The sequence below is a fragment of the Alteribacter aurantiacus DSM 18675 genome, from assembly GCF_000429705.1.
Classification (GTDB): domain Bacteria; phylum Bacillota; class Bacilli; order Bacillales; family Salisediminibacteriaceae; genus Alteribacter; species Alteribacter aurantiacus.
Genome location: NZ_KE386941.1, coordinates 1,534,736 through 1,553,501 on the forward strand (window position 1 = coordinate 1,534,736; position 18,766 = coordinate 1,553,501).

The 18,766-nt window shown below is 41.2% G+C and carries 15 protein-coding genes; 1 reads left to right on the plus strand and 14 read right to left on the minus strand.

The genetic code is table 11. The features are described 5' to 3' along the window. Positions 1-83: 83 nt before the first annotated feature. The 4 genes from pepF to mecA all read right to left on the minus strand — a co-directional run bounded on the left by pepF (position 84) and on the right by mecA (position 5,945). Positions 84-1,898: an oligoendopeptidase F gene (gene pepF / locus G476_RS0111060; RefSeq protein ID WP_026690169.1), complete on the minus strand. Its 1,815-nt coding sequence runs from the start codon at positions 1,896-1,898 to the stop codon at positions 84-86. A gap of 335 nt (positions 1,899-2,233) precedes the next feature. Further along, complete coding sequence (locus tag G476_RS0111065; protein WP_026690170.1) at positions 2,234-3,463, minus strand: competence protein CoiA; 1,230 nt, start codon at positions 3,461-3,463, stop codon at positions 2,234-2,236. Between the two features lie 173 nt (positions 3,464-3,636). Then, the gene (gene cls, locus G476_RS0111070; protein WP_026690171.1) at positions 3,637-5,148 is read right to left on the minus strand and encodes a cardiolipin synthase; all 1,512 of its coding nucleotides are present in this window, start codon (positions 5,146-5,148) and stop codon (positions 3,637-3,639) included. A gap of 146 nt (positions 5,149-5,294) precedes the next feature. Beyond that, complete coding sequence (gene mecA, locus G476_RS0111075) at positions 5,295-5,945, minus strand: adaptor protein MecA (protein ID WP_026690172.1); 651 nt, start codon at positions 5,943-5,945, stop codon at positions 5,295-5,297. A gap of 329 nt (positions 5,946-6,274) precedes the next feature. On the opposite strand from mecA, the gene G476_RS0111080 reads away from it, so the two are divergent. Continuing rightward, positions 6,275-6,949, plus strand: coding sequence for a TerC family protein (locus G476_RS0111080; RefSeq protein WP_026690173.1), 675 nt, complete (start codon positions 6,275-6,277; stop codon positions 6,947-6,949). Between the two features lie 68 nt (positions 6,950-7,017). On the opposite strand, the gene spxA is transcribed toward G476_RS0111080, so the two are convergent. From spxA to argB, 10 genes are all read right to left on the minus strand, one after another. Then, positions 7,018-7,419: a transcriptional regulator SpxA gene (gene spxA / locus G476_RS0111085; protein ID WP_026690174.1), complete on the minus strand. Its 402-nt coding sequence runs from the start codon at positions 7,417-7,419 to the stop codon at positions 7,018-7,020. Between the two features lie 378 nt (positions 7,420-7,797). Continuing rightward, positions 7,798-7,929 (minus strand): hypothetical protein, encoded by a 132-nt coding sequence (locus G476_RS24050; protein ID WP_281170448.1) that lies wholly within the window; start codon positions 7,927-7,929, stop codon positions 7,798-7,800. A gap of 25 nt (positions 7,930-7,954) precedes the next feature. After that, positions 7,955-8,524 carry a GNAT family N-acetyltransferase gene (locus G476_RS0111095; protein WP_026690175.1) on the minus strand — a complete coding sequence of 190 codons (570 nt, stop codon included), beginning with the start codon at positions 8,522-8,524 and terminating at the stop codon, positions 7,955-7,957. A 346-nt stretch (positions 8,525-8,870) separates the two neighbouring features. After that, entirely contained in the window at positions 8,871-10,250 is a 1,380-nt protein-coding gene (gene argH / locus G476_RS0111100) for an argininosuccinate lyase (RefSeq protein WP_026690176.1), read from the minus strand. A 2-nt stretch (positions 10,251-10,252) separates the two neighbouring features. Then, the gene (locus G476_RS0111105; RefSeq protein ID WP_026690177.1) at positions 10,253-11,479 is read right to left on the minus strand and encodes an argininosuccinate synthase; all 1,227 of its coding nucleotides are present in this window, start codon (positions 11,477-11,479) and stop codon (positions 10,253-10,255) included. 69 nt (positions 11,480-11,548) lie between these two features. Continuing rightward, positions 11,549-12,517, minus strand: a complete 969-nt coding sequence (gene argF / locus G476_RS0111110) for an ornithine carbamoyltransferase (RefSeq protein WP_026690178.1) — start codon at positions 12,515-12,517, stop codon at positions 11,549-11,551. Positions 12,518-12,521: 4 nt separating this feature from the next. Continuing rightward, entirely contained in the window at positions 12,522-15,728 is a 3,207-nt protein-coding gene (gene carB, locus G476_RS0111115; protein ID WP_026690179.1) for a carbamoyl-phosphate synthase (glutamine-hydrolyzing) large subunit, read from the minus strand. After that, on the minus strand, positions 15,721-16,770 hold the full coding sequence (locus G476_RS0111120) for a carbamoyl phosphate synthase small subunit (RefSeq protein WP_026690180.1): 1,050 nt from the start codon (positions 16,768-16,770) through the stop codon (positions 15,721-15,723). The genes carB and G476_RS0111120 overlap by 8 nt, the downstream gene beginning before the upstream one ends. Continuing rightward, positions 16,767-17,963, minus strand: coding sequence for an acetylornithine transaminase (locus G476_RS0111125; protein WP_026690181.1), 1,197 nt, complete (start codon positions 17,961-17,963; stop codon positions 16,767-16,769). Before G476_RS0111125 ends, G476_RS0111120 begins: the two co-directional genes overlap by 4 nt. Further along, positions 17,953-18,759 (minus strand): acetylglutamate kinase, encoded by an 807-nt coding sequence (gene argB, locus G476_RS0111130; protein WP_026690182.1) that lies wholly within the window; start codon positions 18,757-18,759, stop codon positions 17,953-17,955. Before argB ends, G476_RS0111125 begins: the two co-directional genes overlap by 11 nt. Positions 18,760-18,766: the final 7 nt, after the last annotated feature.

The window sequence follows — 18,766 nt, forward strand, 5'->3', positions numbered from 1 at the left end:
TAAAGGATTTAATTTGGCTCATCAAACACGAAACAATAAATAAGCAAGAGGCTGGGACATGTCCCAGCCTCTGATTGTTTTGTTTATTTTTCAAATAAAAGGGTTTCAAGCTCTGTGAGTGTCTCTTCAAACACCTTCATGGCTTCTTCAATTGGTTCTGGAGAGGTCATATCTACTCCTGCTTTCTTGAGTACTTCGATCGGGTAATCAGAGCTTCCAGCTTTTAAGAAGTCAATATATCTTGTTACTGCCGGATCTTCTTCTTCAAGGATTTGTTTGGCAAGTGCCGTAGCTGCACTATAGCCTGTAGCATATTGATATACATAGAAATTGTAATAGAAGTGTGGAATACGCGCCCATTCTAATCCAATCTCTTCATCAATCACAATATTGTCACCAAAGTATTTCTTATTTAGCTCGTAATAGGTATTTGTAAGAAGGTCAGGAGTGAGAGATTCTCCGCTCGCTGCTTTTTCGTGGATCAATTTCTCAAATTCAGCGAACATGGTCTGTCTGAATACAGTACCTCTAAAGCCCTCAAGGAAATGATTTAATAAGTATAAACGTTCCTGCTTATCTTCTGTCACATTGAGCATGTGATTATTTAGTAAGGCTTCATTACAGGTGGAAGCCACTTCAGCTACGAAAATGGAATAATTCGCATATGGGAACGGCTGATATTTTCTCGTGTAGTAGCTGTGTACAGAGTGTCCGAACTCATGAGTCAATGTAAACAAATTATTGACGTTGTTTTGCCAATTCATAAGGATATATGGCATTGTTCCAAAAGCACCGGATGAATATGCGCCACTTCTTTTGCCTTTGTTCTCTTCTACATCGACCCAACGTTTATCAAAACCTTCTTGAACGATGCTCACGTACTCGTCTCCAAGAGGCTCTGCACCTTTCTTCACAAGCTCTTTTGCTTCCTCATAAGGGATATCCATCTTCACTTCTTTAACAAGTGGTGTATATAGATCGTACATATGAAGTTCGTCTACGCCTAAAGCACGCTTTCTTAAATCCACATAACGATGTAGCAGGTGCAGATTATCATTTACTGTATCAACTAGCTGATCATAGACAACTTCAGGGATATGGTTGTTACTAAGAGCAGCTTGACGTGCTGAATCAAATTTGCGTACGTTGGCATTGAATAAGTTTTTCTTAACGTTTCCGCTTAACGTACTAGCGAACGTGTTTTTATACTTGTCATAGGTGCTGTAAACAGCTTTAAACGCTTCTTCCCGCACTTTTCGATCTGGGCTCTCAAGGAAACGAAGGTATCGACCATGAGTGACCTCCATTTTCTTTCCGTTCTCGTCTTCCACTTCAGGAAACGTCATGTCTGCGTTATTTAACATTCCAAACGTATTAGAAGGCGAATTCGTCACTTCCCCTACCTGAGCTAATAATGCTTCTTCTTTTTCACTTAATACATGTGGACGGTTTTCGTTTAATTCATTGAGCATATGTCTATAGAGTTGTAGCTCACGATGCTCGTCCAAAAAGCGTGAAAGCTCTCCTTCAGGGATCGAGAGTATTTCAGGAGTAATAAATGAAGACTCGCTACTTGCTACAGAAACAAGCTGGGATGCACGGTCATTTAAGCCCTGATAAAATGAATTTGTTGTGTCTTGATCATAGCGCATGTGGGAATATGTATACACGCGACCAAGCTTTTCAGAGATTTTGTCTTGAAGTTGCAAAGCTTCATAAAGTGTTTCCGGAGAATCACCAAGTTTTCCTTTAAACTCTTTAATCGTTGGAATCAGTTCTTTCAACTCTTTGAAAGCTTCTTCCCATTTGTCATCCGTTTCAAAAATATCTTCTAAATCCCACGTCAGTTCCTTAGGAATTTCATCACGTTTCGGTAACGCTGTTGATTGTTCTGTCATGATTTGACCCCTCCATTATTATATAAGTACTTTTTTTCCTTCTTAAATCCTTGTTTTGGTCTTTATGGTGCTCATTGAACAGCCTCTAGGCGGATGCTGCCACGCCTTCCCTTCATAGGAAAAAGCGAGGCGAAGGTATCGCCAGCCTCCTATGCCCTGCATTTTTAGGACACCTCGGATTCATTACTTTCACTTCGTATGTGAAAACAATAAGACTTTACAAAACCACATATAAAAAAGGACAGAATGGTGCATTATACGTATTCTAGTCTTTTCCTAAAAACCCTTTTAAAATATGAAATTTATTTTTATAATCGAAATATTGCACGCTCCTTTCATATCGTTTCTAACCATTTCTCCTCCCAATATCCTTTGACAATTTTAAGAATATATTCATCATCTCTAAGCAACTGGTCCGGTGATTTACGAACGGTAATATGTGAAACGACTGTAAATGAGCGGCGATTATCGGTGTGTACTACACCAAACAGACTGAGCACATCCAAGTACTCCAACAGCAAACGTTGAACCATGTTTTGCTTACTAAATGGTAAGAGCCTTAAGTGAAAAGTGTGAAGTTCCTTCATAAACGTCCGGAGAAGGTGATCGATTGAAAATCGCGAGCCTGGAGTAAAGGTATGGATATACGCGAGGATGACCCATGTTTGCCATAACTGTGGTGGTGTATCCAAGAAGATTTGTGACGGTAACGGGATCCGTGTAAGAGAAGGAAACATGGTGAGGTTTAAGTTGTACTGATAAAGAAGAGTGGCAACTTGTTTTTCTGCCTTGTTTTTTTGAGCAAACCTGGGCCTTTTTCTTTCTTTTCTCGTCTGTGTGTTCCACACTTGAAAATAGTGCTGAAGAGAATGTTTTGATAATGGTGGATTTCGATCCTTACTAAGGTCGAACAACGAACGATAGGAATAGGAAGATTGAAAAGTAGTAATTCGTGAGAAGGTCTTTCGAGGCGATACGTAAAGTTGTGGACAAAATTTAAAGAACATACCAGTGTATGGGTTTAAAAGGGTTGATGTGAGCGTGAGAGGATGTTCCTCTTTTGGAAAAGATAGAAAGAATCCGTCGAGGGTAGAAAAAGTGACAATGTTATGTTGAGGCATCGAAGCCTCCGTTGTTAAACCGAGCCACCTTACATTATAACTCGCATTTATATATCGTTGATGTCTGCTTTTGAATTGTTCAAAGGGAATGGAAGAGTGTTGGAGTTCAATGATGTTTCGTCCAAACATCAAGTCTGGTCTCAGGTTAAGGTCGGGGATTATTTTCTCAATTTTCGGGTGCAGCAGTTGATTTTTTAACCAGTTGTACAAAAACCACTTTCCTTGAATATGGTCGTCGGTTTCACACTTGAATGTCTGTATGCAAGATGTAGATCGAAGATGCGCAAAATGCCATGCTTTCACTGATCCGAGTTTCATTTGAAGAGGCTCTTTGCAGTCGGGGCAAAAAAAAGTATTGTTGTTACGAGCCTTTTCCAATTCCGCCTTGGTCCAGCCGTCACATAGAGACACGAGTTTCCCATTTTGACTGATTGCAGTTAACATGAAGTCCCCCTTTCCATGGTTAAATTTAGTATACATAAAGGGGAACGTATGTTCAAGTCGTGGTGGTAAATAAATACACGGACCAAAGTTAGACTTCGAGGTTGGTCCTAAAGGCAGCGTTTCACCACCTAGGACCAAACTCTTAAGGGTATAGCTGTATTCGCGAGTACCTCTTATAAAAGAGGCGACATAAGCCTTGAAGTGGATTCTACAAGTTTGTAGTAAAATGAACGTTTCACAAATGCTTCTTGACGAATAATTGTAGAGTGCTCCATATCGTAAATAAAATCACTAGCAAGTGTTTCTACACTTCTCGTTCGATATAAGAAGGCATTCACCTCAAAATTCAAGTGAAAACTACGCATATCCATATTTGCTGTTCCGATAGAAGCAATTTCATTATCTACAATGATAATTTTACTGTGCATGAATCCCCTGTGATATTCGTAAACTTTCACACCAGCTTCCAATAGCTCGGGGAAATATGACCTGGAAGCATGGAAAACGATTTTTTTATCAGGTCTGCTCGGAACAAGAATACGAACGTCAATTCCACCCAGTGCTGCAATTTTAATAGCTGAAAGCATGTCTTCATCGGGAATGAAATAAGGGCTTGCAATCCATATTGATTTTTTTGCCGAAGTAATCATGGTAAAAAACAGCTTTTTAATCACTTCCCAACGGCTATCAGGTCCGCTAGCGATCATTTGAACGCCGCCTTTAGGCTCCCCATCAGGAAGTGCTGGTGAAAGATATCCAGGCTTCAGCGCCGCCTCTCCTGTAGCGTAATACCAGTCTCTTAAAAAGATGAGCTGAAGGCTTCGTACCGCTTCTCCTCTGACTAATAAATGGGTATCACGCCAGTGGCCAAAATAGCTACTTTTCCCTAAGTACTCGTCTCCAATATTTAAACCTCCAATAAAGGCATAGTTAGTGTCTACAACAATAATCTTTCTATGATTCCGGTAGTTAATTTTGTTCGTGAAAAACGGAAGTCGAACAGGTGAAAAAGCTACCATTTGTACCCCGGCATTTCGCAGATCGGATATGTAAGACTTCGAGAGCTTCCAACACCCAACTGCATCGAACAAGAAACGAACTTCTACCCCTTCCTTTGCTTTTTGGATCAGGATATTTTTGATTTCGCAACCAAGCTCATCGTCTCGGACAATGTAGTATTCTAAATGTATGTGGTCTGTGGCCGAGTTAAGCGCTCGTTTAATATGATGATACGTTTCTTTACCGTCTGTCAACACACGAGTGTCTGTTTGAAAAGAAATGGGGTTATTCGCCAGACGATGTGCCAATCGGAATAGTTTCTGTTGATTTTCCCGCATCATTCCCAGTTGTGCTTCGTCCAAAGGTCTGTTTCCTTCAATCTTATTAAAAGCTTGTTCATCCATAATCGCTTTTTTAGTAAAAGATTTCCTTTTGCGATGGTTTTGTCCGAACATGAGATAGAATACAAAACCCAAGAGAGGAAAAATCCCTAATACCATTAACCAAGCAAGGGTTTTTGTTGGATTTCGATTCTCCAGGAAGATGACAACAGCAATAAAAAATGCCGTTAATGAAAAGAAAATAGAGGCCCACCCTACGAGCCAGCCCTCCCAAAATTGTCTTGTTAGATACAAACTTGTAAATATTATTGCTAAAAACAGAATTACTTGCAGCCGTTTTAACATGAGTTTTCTCCCTCTTCTCTTTAATCTATTTAAGGAGATGCTTTACGTTCATTATAACCGAAAAAGAGGTTTGTATCTGTCCTAACCTTATTCCCTATCCATTGAGTTTAAAATCACAAAAAAAGAAGCCGATAAAAATCGACTCCTTAACTAAACTTTTCACGGATTACGCGAAGGGCATCTTCAGCGATGATTTCTTTACCATATTCTTTAATACGATAGATTGTCGTGTCAGACTCGTAACCGAATTCGAGCATACGGCTTAAATGATTATCTTGCTCTTCGTCCGTATACGTTTCATCAAGAGTCACATAAATATAATAGCGATTTTCGAAGTGGTGAAGGCTTGTTTCGATCGCTTCGTCAAAGCTTTTGCTTAACGAGATCACATCCTCGAAATCGTTAAAACCGATTACAAGGCTTAAGATGAGATCCTTTTCTCCGTCTTCATCTTCACCGCGAAAACGACTGTCCAGCATATCTGCAATATTTTCATCGACCGCTTGGTCATGTTTATCGTCACCTACAGGAATTTCAAGTTTCACATTACCGTCGTTTACCTGACCGCGGGTGACAATGACCTCAAGACCTCGATCTAATGCATGAACCTGAACCCATAGAGGACCGTCAATTTCAAAGTTTTCTTGGTCATTGGCTTCGTTCATCATTTCGAAGAATAGCTCTTCGCCACGCTCACGATTATACCAAATTTCATCTTTATCAAAACCACGTTTTTCAATATCTTTATATGTGATGAAAAACTTTAGCGTTGTATCATTCACGCGTTCGATATCCATTCATCGTTCACCCTTCCATTCGAGATTTGGTGTACTCCAATTAGTCTCTTCTATTGTTGTTGATTTACCCAATGTGATCACTCTTCAATCAGCCTAAATGAGTAGTAGTTCCTATTTTAAAAGAAGTTGCTCTGAATTGAAATAGTCCTGCTCATGATTTTATCTTTGTTCCATCAGAATACGAAATCCAGTTCTGAACAACTGGGGACATGTATACATTATTATGACATCACATTTAAGGACCAGCCATGTTCTTTATCTTATGATTTAACCCTCGAATAAAGAATGGTTTAACTGATTTTATCGTTTATGAAGGGAGGAATCAACCGTTGAATTCTGATTTTTTTGTCGCTTTGCTTACCGTCATAGGAATCGATTTAATTTTGGGCGGTGACAACGCGATTGTCGTTGCTATGGCATGCCGTAAGCTTCCTCCACCACTTAGAAATAAAGCGATTATCATCGGTATTGCTTTCGCTATCCTCGCTAGAGGTTTTTTAACCATTATCGCACTTCACTTATTATCTATACCCTATTTAATGGGGATTGGAGGTATTCTCTTATTTTGGATATCATACCGCCTTCTCACCTCTACTGAAGGAGAGCAAAATATTAAAGGGTCAGTCACGATTTTTGCTGCCATTAAAACCATTGTCATTGCTGATATCGTTATGGGATTTGATAACGTACTAGCTGTAGCCGGTGCTGCAAAAGGAGATATGCTCATCGTTTTCTTAGGATTGTTGATTTCCGTACCTATTTTAATATGGGGAAGCAAGATCATCCTGTTCTTGATGAAACGTTTCCCATTTATTCTCTATATTGGAGCTGGGATACTCACCCTTACCGCATCAACAATGATAACACACGAACCAATGGTTTATTTTTTCTTAGCAGATACGGGAATTCCACCATTGTTATTCTCCATTATATTAATTATTGCCGTTATCGTTGCCGGATGGCTTCGAAACAGAGTCCAAGATATCACCTATATTAGATACTAGAACGAGCATTGTATCAAGAGGATAAAGAAAAAAGGCCTCTGCCAAGAAGACAGAAGGCCCGAACTATATTATTCGTTTACGAGCTTTTTCGCAGCTTCCTGAAGTTGAAAAGTACGTACTTTTCGAGGTAGAAATCGGCGAATTTCAGCTTCGTTGTAACCAACTTGAATACGCTTTTCATCCATAATAATCGGTCGTCTCAAGAGACCCGGGTGATCGCTAATAAGCTGGAATAGGTCTTGAAGTGGCATATCATTAATGTCTACTTCAAGCTCTTGAAATACTTTGGATCGTGTGGAGATAATTTCGTCTGTGCCGTCTTCTGTCATACGGACAACTTCCTTTACCTCTTCTACTGATAATGGTTCGGAAAAGATGTTACGTTCCACAAATGCGATATCGTGCTCTTGAAGCCATGCTTTTGCTTTACGGCAAGACGTACAACTAGGCGATGTGAACAACGTTACCATGAAAACCATTTCTCCCTTCCAATTAGGTTTATAATTTATAAGTACATTTCTTTATTCTGCTAAGTTCGTTGATTACTACATCACTTATTATACAATAATAATTTTAATTTGACTAGTGGGTAATCTAAAAAACTTATACGTTAGCTATACAACGTGTACAACTTAATGAAAGCAGATATAATAAAGAAATACCACGAAAGTTGACATGTTAAACATAAAATATGTAGAAAGTTATAATAAATGTTGAACATTTGTCCAAGAATACTATACTTCCTTTTCTCACTCATTATCAATTATGAATGAGTGTTCTCATTTTATTTTACCATTAAGAAAAACTGCCCTACACATGTGTGGGCAGTTTTTCACTATTTTTTAGATTTAAGCGATGGTTTTCGACTGAGATTGCGGTTGACGTCTTGGGATGCGGTTTACATCATTCCATTTTTTCTTTAACAGGTCTTGCCATAGCTGCTTTTTTCTTTTTCGACGCTGTTTCCCTTTACCTTTCATCGATCAACACCCCTTTACCTTATTCTTACATTGGCGGTTGAGCTTTTTCATCTTCCTCTTCAAAACTGAACACCTTATCTGTTTCATCATAGGATTCACCATAAATCTGCTCGTCTTTATACGTGTGGATCGTTTCATACGTATGTCTCATCTTATTATAGATGCTTTCTTCCGATTCGTTCGATGGTGACCAGTAGAGAATTTCCATTTCATTTATTTCACCTGTATCAAGTGAACGTCTGCGATAGCCAATCGATTTAGCGTGTTCAAATCCTTCCCTCTTGTAAAACTTCTGACGTTTTTCCGTATCCGTATCATCATAATCAATTGGTTCTACTTCAAGAATAATCGGCTTGTTCTTTTCTTTTAAAGTATTCAACAATTTCTTTCCGATTCCTTTGCCCCGTGCTGCTTTTGAAACGAACAAGTAGTCAATAAAAATGAAATCATCCATTTCTGCATACATCATCACGTGATATTCACTTTCGTCTTTTTTGTAGACTTCTTTTTTTTCTTTTAAAAGTAAATCCATGTGCTCTTTTGATTTCATCTCTTCAACAGGGAAATACTGATTGAGTTTTTCATACCAGTTCATTGTCCGTTACCTCCATTAGTTTCTTTCGCACGGTTTTTTACTTGTGCAAAACTTTCCTACCTATAGTATAAGCTAAAACGCAAAATAGATAAAACGGTAACATCAGCACCATACCTAGAATAATGACCATCTTTACAACTAAGGTAATAAGAGTGACACACAGAGTAAAAAAACGCTATCATCCTTTAAATTCCTTTCATTCACAACATTTATTCATGAAATTTTTTACATTTCATCACCAAGGATTACGAAAGACTAAAGTGAGGGTCTTGAGATGGGGGGTCTGACCCTCAGGCTATCCAAAACGCTTCGGGGACTGTCCCCATCTTACGCAAAAAAACCGGACCTAGCTATGGTCCAGTTTTTTCTTTGCTTGATCAAATTGTTTAACCACTTGTTTTGGTGCCGTCCCCCCTGCACTGTTGCGGGCTGCAACAACGTTTTCTGGGGCAAGTACCGTATAAATGTCATCTTCGAATAACTCACTGAACGACTTATACTCCTCCAAATCGAGTTGAAGCAGAAACTTTTTCTTTCCAATCGCATAGAGCACGACTTGACCGATAACCGAGTGAGCTTCTCTAAAGGGCATCCCCTTTGTCACTAAGTAGTCAGCAATATCTGTCGCATTTGAATAATCTTGGTTGACCGCTTGACGCATGGCGTCTTTCTTTACGGTCATCGTCTCAATCATTGGTGCCAGCATCTTCAAAGATCCACTTACCGTTTCAACCGTATCAAACATTCCCTCTTTATCCTCTTGCATGTCTTTGTTATACGCCAGAGGCAGTCCTTTAAGAACCGTTAACAAGCTCATCAAATTTCCATACACTCGCCCGGTTTTTGCTCGAAGCAATTCCGGAACGTCAGGATTTTTCTTTTGTGGCATAATGCTTGATCCTGTGCAAAAAGAATCGTCTAATTCAATGAACCCGAATTCTTCGCTGCTCCAGATTACAAGTTCCTCACTCAATCTGGAAATATGCATCATCATGATTGATGCAGCCGACAAGTATTCCAATATGAAATCACGATCACTAACCGCATCCATACTATTTGGATAGATGTCTTCAAACCCTAAGATTTCTGCAACGCGTGCTCGGTTAATCGGAAACGTGGTTCCTGCCATCGCTCCTGCTCCGAGAGGGAGAACATCCACACGTTCTAAGCTATCAATGAATCGCTGTTTGTCTCGCTCCAACATCCAAAAGTAAGCGAGAATATGGTGAGCAAAAGACACTGGCTGCGCTCTTTGAAGGTGGGTGTATCCTGGAATCATCGTATCAACGTGAACTTCAGCCTGTTCAACAATCGCTCCTTGGACACTTTCAATAAGAGCAATCGTTTCTTTAGTATGTTTTTTCAAATATAGATGCATGTCTGTAGCCACTTGGTCATTTCGACTGCGCCCCGTATGGAGTTTTCCTCCCACCGGACCAATCTCTTCTATTAAGAACTTCTCGATATTCATATGAATATCTTCATCAGCAACCGAGTACTCAAGCTCCCCGGCATGGAGCTTCTGTTTCACTTTATGAAGCCCCTCCGTTATTTTCATAGCATCATCGTCAGAAATCACACCTTGCTCCGAAAGCATTTGCACATGGGCCAGGCTGCCTTCGATGTCTTCATCTGCAAGCTTTTGATCAAATTCGATCGATGCTGTTAGCTCTTCAACCAATTTGTTCGTTTCTTTAGTAAAGCGCCCTCCCCATAATTTAGACACGGTTACACTTCCTCCTTCACGACAACAGGCTTCTCTTCTTTATGCACATCGGCATAGACTTTCGTTGATAAACCAAACAGTTTAATGAAACCTTCGGCCGCTTTATGATCAAATGCATCCCCTTTAGAATAGGTAGCGAGATCGGCATTGTATAAGCTATTCGGTGATTTTCTGGCAACCACTTGATAATTCCCTTTGAAAAGTTTTACTTTAATTGTTCCTGAAACGACGTTCTGAGTCTCATCAATAAAGGACTCCAAGGCGTTCTTCAATGGTGAGAACCATAACCCCTCATAAATGAGCTCCGTCATTTTATTGTCAACTTGTGTTTTAAATTGGGTTACTTCTCTCGGAAGTGTTAACAGTTCGAGTTCTTTATGAGCATGAATGAGAATAAGTGCTGCTGCATTTTCGTATACTTCACGACTTTTGATTCCGACGAGACGATTTTCAACATGGTCAATTCTTCCAACCCCGTGAGTACCACCGATTGCATTTAACTTTTCAATAATCGAAACAAAGTCCATTTTCTCTCCGTTTAAAGCCACGGGGAGCCCTTGTTCAAATTCAATATCGATGTACTCAGCTTGATCTGGTGTCATTGTAATCGGCGCTGTCCATTCGAAGGCGTCTTCCGGTGCTTCTGCCCACGTATCTTCAAGAACTCCCGCTTCACAAGCGCGTCCCCAAATGTTTGCATCGATTGAATATGGTTTATCTACATTTACAGGAACATCGATTCCTTTTTCCTTTGCATACTCAATTTCTTCGTCTCGGTTCATTCCCCACTCACGTACTGGAGCGATCACTTTAAGATCTGGGTTTAATGCTTGAATCGATACATCAAAACGAACTTGGTCGTTTCCTTTACCTGTACAGCCATGAGCAACAGCCACAGCCCCTTCTTGCTCTGCTACTTCCACAAGAAGTTTTGCTATAAGAGGGCGAGAGAGAGCAGAGCTCAATGGATATTTCCCTTCATACAAGCAATTGGATTTTAGAGCCGGTGCTAAGTACCCTTTTGCAAGGAGTTCCTTTCCTTCAATCATGATCGCTTTTACCGCACCTGTATCCAACGCTTTTTGTTTAATGGCTTCGAGATCCTTCCCTTCACCAACGTCAATGCCTAGGGCAATGACTTCATAACCGTATTTTTCCTCAATCCATTTAATTGACACGCTTGTATCTAAACCTCCGGAATACGCAAGAACAACTTTCCCTTTACTCATGCTATCCACTCCTTATATATGAATTATTATTTACTTTAAAGAATTTTTATACATTCATAGTATAAAAAATTAGTTGCTCATCGTCAACCATAATAATGCTTTTTGTGCATGTAATCGATTTTCAGCTTCATCAAATACGACCGAATGAACCCCGTCAATGACTGTTGTATCAACCTCTTCCCCTCTGTGGGCAGGTAGACAATGAAGAAAAATAAAATTTTTATTCGCGTGTTTGCATAATTCATCATTCACTTGATAAGGTGAAAAAACGGTGCATCGCTCTTCCATTTGACCTTCATCTCCCATACTTGCCCATACATCGGTCACAACTACATCAGCACCTTCAATCGCAGTAACGGGATCCTCAGTAACCTCAATGGTTGAACCAGTCTTTACTGCTATCCTCTTTGCATTCGATACGATTGTACTCTTCGGCTGATAGCCACTAGGACTTGCTACAGAGATATTCATCCCGGTAAGAGCTGCACCTTCAATTAAGGAATGGGTCATATTATTGTTTCCGTCACCAACGAAACAAAGCTTTAATCCCTTTAGTTTCCCTTTGTTTTCAACGATCGTCATCAAGTCTGCCAGTACTTGAGCAGGGTGGTGGTCGTCTGTTAGACCGTTGATAATCGGTACGGTGGCATGTTGTGCCAGTTCTTCTACTTTTTCATGAGCAAAAGTACGTATCATAATGCCGTCTACATATCGAGACAGGACTTTGGCAGTGTCTGCAATCGACTCCCCTCTTCCTAACTGGATGTCTCTTGAACTTAAAAAGATCGCATCTCCACCTAGCTGTTTCATCCCAATTTCAAAGCTTAATCGTGTTCGGGTAGATGATTTCTCAAAAATCATTCCGAGCGTTTTTCCTTTTAGAAACTTGTGCTCGATTCCTTGTTTTTGTTTATGTTTTAACGAGATCGCTTCATCGATCAAGTATCCGATTTCTTCCTCTGTAAAGTCCGCCAAGGTTAAAAAATCTCTCCCGATAAACGAAGGTCTGATATCTTTTACTTTTTCAATAGATTGCATGCTGTCACCCCATCTTTAGTGTTGTTTTACTGATCCACTCTTGAACCGACTTAGGTTCAACATTTTTTTTCGTTTCATTTAGCGTATCAAGCCATGCGTTGAACGATTCCAATGCTGTAAAACAAGGAACATCGTACGTAATGGCCATTTCTCTAATCGTAAAACCAGATCGTTCTTTTCGTCGTCCTACAGTAGGTATATTTAACACTGTGTCTGGTTGGTGTTTCTTCCACCACTCACGTAGCTCTTCATCAACCACAGCAATACAGCTTACATTGTTTTCGTTTAAAAAGCGTGCCGTTCCTTTTGTTCCAGCAATAGAAAAGCCCATATTAGAGCATGCTTGAATAAAGAACAAAGCATCTTTTTTCCTTTGATCCGTAATGGAACAGAAAAGGAGGGGCTGCGGTTTATGAACGCGTTGTCCAAAGACTTTGCTTAAGGCCGCTTCTTTTGTCGCACCTAAACCAAGGGTTTCTCCAGTGGATTTCATTTCAGGGCCTAGGACATGATCAACGTCCGGTAGTTTTCCGGCTGAAAAAACCGGCGCTTTTACGGTGAAATAAGAAGGCTCTCCTAACAATCCGGTCAATGGTTTGGGAATATTTTCACCGAGTTGAACTCTCGTTGCCCACTCGATCATCGGAACACCGGTTACTTTACTCATAATCGGCACCGTTCTCGATGCTCTTGGATTCACTTCGAGTACGTACACCGTGTCCTCGTTAACGACGAACTGGATGTTCATGATCCCTCTTACAGGCAACACGGATGCCAGTGTTTCGGCATACTCCATCATGACCTTTTTCGTATTTTCACCTATGTTGATTGGCGGAAAATAGGCTGTACTGTCTCCGGAATGAACACCGGCCTTTTCCACATGCTCAAAAATTCCCGGAACCAAGATGCTCTCTCCGTCACTAATGACGTCCATTTCACACTCAACCCCTGGAATAAAACGGTCAACTAAAAGGGGCCATCCTCTTTCATTTTCGGATAAAATAAACTGCTCCACGTTTCGTTTGAGTTCATCATGATTTTTACAAACAAACATGGATTGGCCACCGATCACGTAAGAAGGACGAATCATCACAGGAAATCCGAGGCTTTCTGCCGCTTCCTTCAATTCATCAATACCCTTTACTGTCTTCCCTGGGATATGTGGGATCTCGTTGTCATGCAATAATCTATAAAACTTCTCCCGGTCCTCCACACAATCAATCGCGCTAAGGGAAGTACCTAAAACTTTAATCCCTTCATTCTCCAGCTGTTCGGCTACATTGATGGCCGTTTGACCACCGAACTGAACAAGAACGCCTTCAACTTGTTCCTTTTGTGCCACTGCTAAGATATCCTCTACAGCTAACGGTTCAAAATAAAGACGGTCAGCTACCGTATAATCCGTACTCACCGTTTCAGGGTTATTATTCATTACCACAGCTTCATAACCGTATTTCTGAACAGCCTGAGCAGCGTGAACAGAACAATAGTCAAACTCAACACCTTGGCCGATTCGAATTGGCCCTGATCCGATCACGAGAATTTTCTTCGTCTGTGTTGAAGTTACTTCATCGCTCCCATGATAAGTAGCATAGTAATACGGGGTCACCGCATCAAATTCTGCCGCACACGTATCTACCTGCTTAAAGCCTCTCTTAATACCTAAGCTTTTTTGTTTTTGACGGACCGTTTGTTCTGTAACCCCAAATAATGAAGCGATCCATCGGTCACCCATGTTCATTTTTTTCGCTTTAATAAAAAGGGAGTCAGGCACATGATTCCAAGTATAAGATGCGAGTTCTGATTCGCATTCGAGAATCATCTTTATCTTCTTCAAAAACCAGCCATGAATGTTGGTCACTTCTTTTACTGTGTCCAAACTCATTCCTCGTTTAAGAGCTTTTGCAATCACAAACAATCGAAGGTCTGTGGGCTCTGCCAGCTCTTTCAATAGTTGGTCATCAGTCATGCTATCCACCAAATGATGATTCATTGAATATACATTCATTTCAAGGGATCGGATTGCTTTATTTAAGGCTCCTTCGAACGAGCGGTCGATCGCCATCACTTCTCCTGTTGCTTTCATTTGTGTGCCTAGTGAGCGATCCCCTTCAGGAAATTTGTCAAACGGAAAACGAGGAAGCTTCACGACAATATAGTCCAATGCCGGTTCAAATGAAGCGAATGTATTCGCCGTTATCGGGTTGATAATTTCATCCAAATGATAACCAATCGCACATTTTGCTGCGATTTTTGCAATTGGATAACCAGTCGCTTTCGATGCTAAAGCCGAAGATCGGCTTACTCGTGGGTTCACTTCAATGATGGCGTACTCGTTTGTATGAGGATGAAGGGCAAACTGAATGTTGCATCCTCCGATTACCCCTAAAGCCCGAATCACTTTTAACGATGAGTCACGAAGAATATGATACTGTTCATCGGTTAACGTTTGTGAAGGGGCAACGACGATAGAATCTCCAGTGTGAACTCCGACAGCGTCCATGTTTTCCATATTACAAACGATCGTACATGTATCATTACCATCACGCATCACTTCGTACTCGACTTCTTTCCAACCTTTAATGCTCTGTTCAACTAGCACTTGATTGATCGGGCTTAACGAAAGTCCTCTTCTTAGCACCTGTTCAAACTCTTGATCGTTCTCAGCGAATCCTCCCCCGGCACCACCAAGTGTATACGCCGGACGAATGATAACCGGGTACCCTGTTGACTGAGTAAACGTTAGCCCCTCTTCTATGGACTGAACAATTGTAGAATCAGGTACTGGCTCTCCAATGTCCATCATCAGCTTACGGAACTTCTCTCGATCTTCCCCCTTTTGAATCCCTTCAACGGCAGTACCAAGAACCTCTACTCCGTATTTATTAAAAATCCCTTTCTCATAAAGCTCAACGGTTAAATTAAGGCCCGTTTGTCCCCCTAACGTCCCGATCACCCCATCCGGAGTTTCCTTTTTAATGATCTGTTCAATACTCTCGGCAGTCAGAGGTTCCATATACACACGATCTGCAATTCGTTCATCAGTCATAATCGTTGCCGGATTGTTATTTACAAGTACAACTTCTATCCCTTCTTCTTTTAGAGATAAACAAGCTTGTGTACCTGCATAGTCAAACTCGGCAGCCTGACCGATTACAATCGGACCGGACCCAATGACAAGGACTTTCTTGATGTTGTCTTTCTTAGGCATATACGTTTCCTCCTGTTGCAACTTGCGCTATGAATTGGTCAAATACGTAATCCGTATCACTTGGCCCCGGGTGCGCTTCCGGATGAAATTGTACACTTTCGATAGGAAGGCTCTTGTGCTTGATTCCTTCAATGGTTTTATCGTTGACATTCACATACGTCACATTAAATCCTAAAGGTAACCCCTCATCCGCGATCACATAACCATGATTCTGTGATGTGATCATCACCTTTCCCGACTGGAGATCTTTGACGGGATGATTGCTTCCTCTGTGACCATTTAGCTGTTTCTTGGTTTCTCCGCCGAACGCAAGTGCGATAAGCTGATTACCAAGACAAATCCCGAGCGTAGGCCACTTCTCCGTTATTTTTTTAAGTTGGGTAAAATACGGCGCAAGTGCTTTTGGATCACCAGGTCCGTTACTTAAAACAATGCCATCAGGCTTTAAACGTTCCACTTGTTTAAAGCTATAGGAAAATGGCACGACCGTGACAAAACATCCTCGCTTCACTAAAGCCTCGAGTATGGATTTTTTGTACCCAAAATCAACCATTACAATATGTGTCGTTCCATTTCCGTACGTTTTAGGATGAGTCACTGTGGTTCTTTGCATAAGCGTGAGGGAACCCTCTGTTTCCCAAGTATTCGACACATTCGCTTCTGCTGAAATGACTCCGATAACTGTGTCGTACTGACGGATGGTTTTCACAAGAGCACGTGTGTCAATCCCGCTAAGTCCCGGAATGCCCCAACTAGATAAAAATGATTTAAGCTTGTCATCTTCATCCCACAACTCTCCTGTAACCACACCTTTCACAAATGGTTTCACACTCTCACTGGCTGTGTCATGTAAACCATAATTTCCGATCATCGGATAACAAAATGTAAGAACCTGTCCAGCATAGGATGGGTCTGTTAAGGTTTCTTGGTAGCCTGTCATACTCGTCGTAAATACCACTTCACCTGTTTGGCCGCAGTCTGCGCCAATCATGTCACCTTCGAATACGTGACCGGTATTTAAATGCAAATAACCTTTTGTCACTGTTTTACACCATCCTTTTCCTCCATGTGCATAAGGACCTTTTGAAGGACTTTCAGCACCCGATCGACTTCCTCTTCAGTAAGTGTAAGTGGCGGTAATAGACGAACCACGTTTGCTCCTGCTGTTAATAATAGGACACCGTGCTCAAGAGCTTCTACCACGATGTTTTTAGCCGGGCAAGTCACTTCAATCCCAATTAGAAGCCCTTTTCCTCTTACTGCTTTCAAAATGTCGTAATCTTCTTGAAGCTTTTTGAGCTCTTCAAATAGATAAGTAGATTGTTTATTGGCGTTATCAAGTACACCATTTTGAGTGATTTCATTTAACGTTGCAAGCCCCGCTGTAGAAGCAAGTGGGTTTCCTCCAAATGTGGTGCCGTGGGAACCTGGTGTAAAGGCCGCAGCTACTTCCTCTTTGGCAATCACCGCCCCAATAGGAAATCCTGATCCTAAACCTTTTGCTATCGTCATCACATCAGGGATTATGTTGTAATGTTCGTAAGCAAATAGCTTCCCCGTACGCCCCATACCCGTTTGTACTTCATCAATCATAAATAAGATTTGGTTTTCATTACAGAAGTGAGCAAGCTCTTGTACCCAAGTTGGGTCTGCGGGAACAACGCCTCCTTCTCCTTGGACAAGTTCCAGAAGAACAGCGCATGTACGGTCTTTATCAATGCCTTTCAAGGCATCTATGTCGTTATATGGTAAATGGTTAAACCCCTTCGGCAAAGGATCAAAATCACTCTTTACATGCTGTTGACCAGTGGCCGTAAGAGTTGCCAGTGTTCTACCATGAAAAGATTGAGTAAACGTCACGACTTCATGTGCTTCAGGCTTATTATTTTTCTTTGCATGCTTTCTTGCCAGCTTGATTGCCCCTTCGTTCGCTTCAGCCCCACTGTTGCAAAAGAATACGCGATCCCCAAATGTGACTTCGGTAAGCCTTTGGGCCAACTCTTCTTGAACGGGAATATGATAAAGGTTTGAGCAGTGCCATAGCGTTTCAAGTTGCGCTGAGACTGCTACTTTTACACGATTAGGAACGTGCCCCAGATTACAAGTGGCAATGCCTGAAGTGAAATCTACATATGTTTTGTTGTTTGAATCCCAAACGTAAGAGCCTTTTCCTTTAACCATTTGAACTGGAAAACGCTGATACGTTTCCATAAGTGATTGATTGTTAACCAACACGAGACCCCTCTCTATCCACAATGATTTTGGTACCTGCTACTTTTCCTTTTAAAAAGTCCGAAAGGCTTGAAGAACACATTCCGTTCACAATGCCAACTCGAGAAACACCGGCTCTAAGGCCGTCAAGAGCAGAACGAACTTTTGGGATCATCCCACCGGTAATGTCTTCGTTTTTAATGAACGCTTCTGCTTCAACATTGGTCATCTCGTGAATGACTTTTGTTTGTCCGTTTTCTTCTATATAAATACCGTTAATGTCACTGATGTAACAAAGCTCTCCTTTTAAAGCTGCCGCAACTGCAGCCGCAGCCACATCTCCATTGATGTTGTAGGTATCACCTTTTTTGTTTCCACCAACCGGAGAAATAACAGGGATACTCCCTTGCGAAGCAATCATTTCTATCCACTTCACATCCACATCTGTTACTTTCCCAACAAGACCAAGAGAGCGGTCCTCCATGAGCTCTGTTGTGAAGAGTCCCCCGTCTATACCACTAAAGCCAAACCCATTCCCTCCTGCTCTTTGAAGCGAGCTCACGATTCTTTTATTGATAGAACCACTCAATACCATCTCCACAACTTCCAACACTTCGGGAGTCGTGACTCTCATGCCGGACATAAACGTCGTCTTCACCTCATGTTTTTCTAGAAGTTCGGATATGAGTGGGCCTCCCCCATGAACAATCACAGGCTGCCAACAAGTTGATTCTTGCAAATCCACAATCATGTTATAAAAAGAAGGAGGTAATTTGTCTAGGATACTCCCACCACATTTAATGACAATATAGTTCTTCATCTTCCAC

Bases quoted from the DNA above. Each gene is read 5' to 3' on its own strand.
- mecA (WP_026690172.1), bottom strand. From the start codon at position 5,945: ATGGATATCGAACGCGTGAATGATACAACGCTAAAGTTTTTCATCACA.
- argF (WP_026690178.1), bottom strand. From the start codon at position 12,517: ATGCAATCTATTGAAAAAGTAAAAGATATCAGACCTTCGTTTATCGGG.
- spxA (WP_026690174.1), bottom strand. From the start codon at position 7,419: ATGGTAACGTTGTTCACATCGCCTAGTTGTACGTCTTGCCGTAAAGCA.
- argB (WP_026690182.1), bottom strand. From the start codon at position 18,759: ATGAAGAACTATATTGTCATTAAATGTGGTGGGAGTATCCTAGACAAA.
- G476_RS24050 (WP_281170448.1), bottom strand. From the start codon at position 7,929: ATGAAAGGTAAAGGGAAACAGCGTCGAAAAAGAAAAAAGCAGCTATGG.
- G476_RS0111095 (WP_026690175.1), bottom strand. From the start codon at position 8,524: ATGAACTGGTATGAAAAACTCAATCAGTATTTCCCTGTTGAAGAGATG.
- cls (WP_026690171.1), bottom strand. From the start codon at position 5,148: ATGTTAAAACGGCTGCAAGTAATTCTGTTTTTAGCAATAATATTTACA.
- carB (WP_026690179.1), bottom strand. From the start codon at position 15,728: ATGCCTAAGAAAGACAACATCAAGAAAGTCCTTGTCATTGGGTCCGGT.
- G476_RS0111105 (WP_026690177.1), bottom strand. From the start codon at position 11,479: ATGAGTAAAGGGAAAGTTGTTCTTGCGTATTCCGGAGGTTTAGATACA.
- pepF (WP_026690169.1), bottom strand. From the start codon at position 1,898: ATGACAGAACAATCAACAGCGTTACCGAAACGTGATGAAATTCCTAAG.
- G476_RS0111065 (WP_026690170.1), bottom strand. From the start codon at position 3,463: ATGTTAACTGCAATCAGTCAAAATGGGAAACTCGTGTCTCTATGTGAC.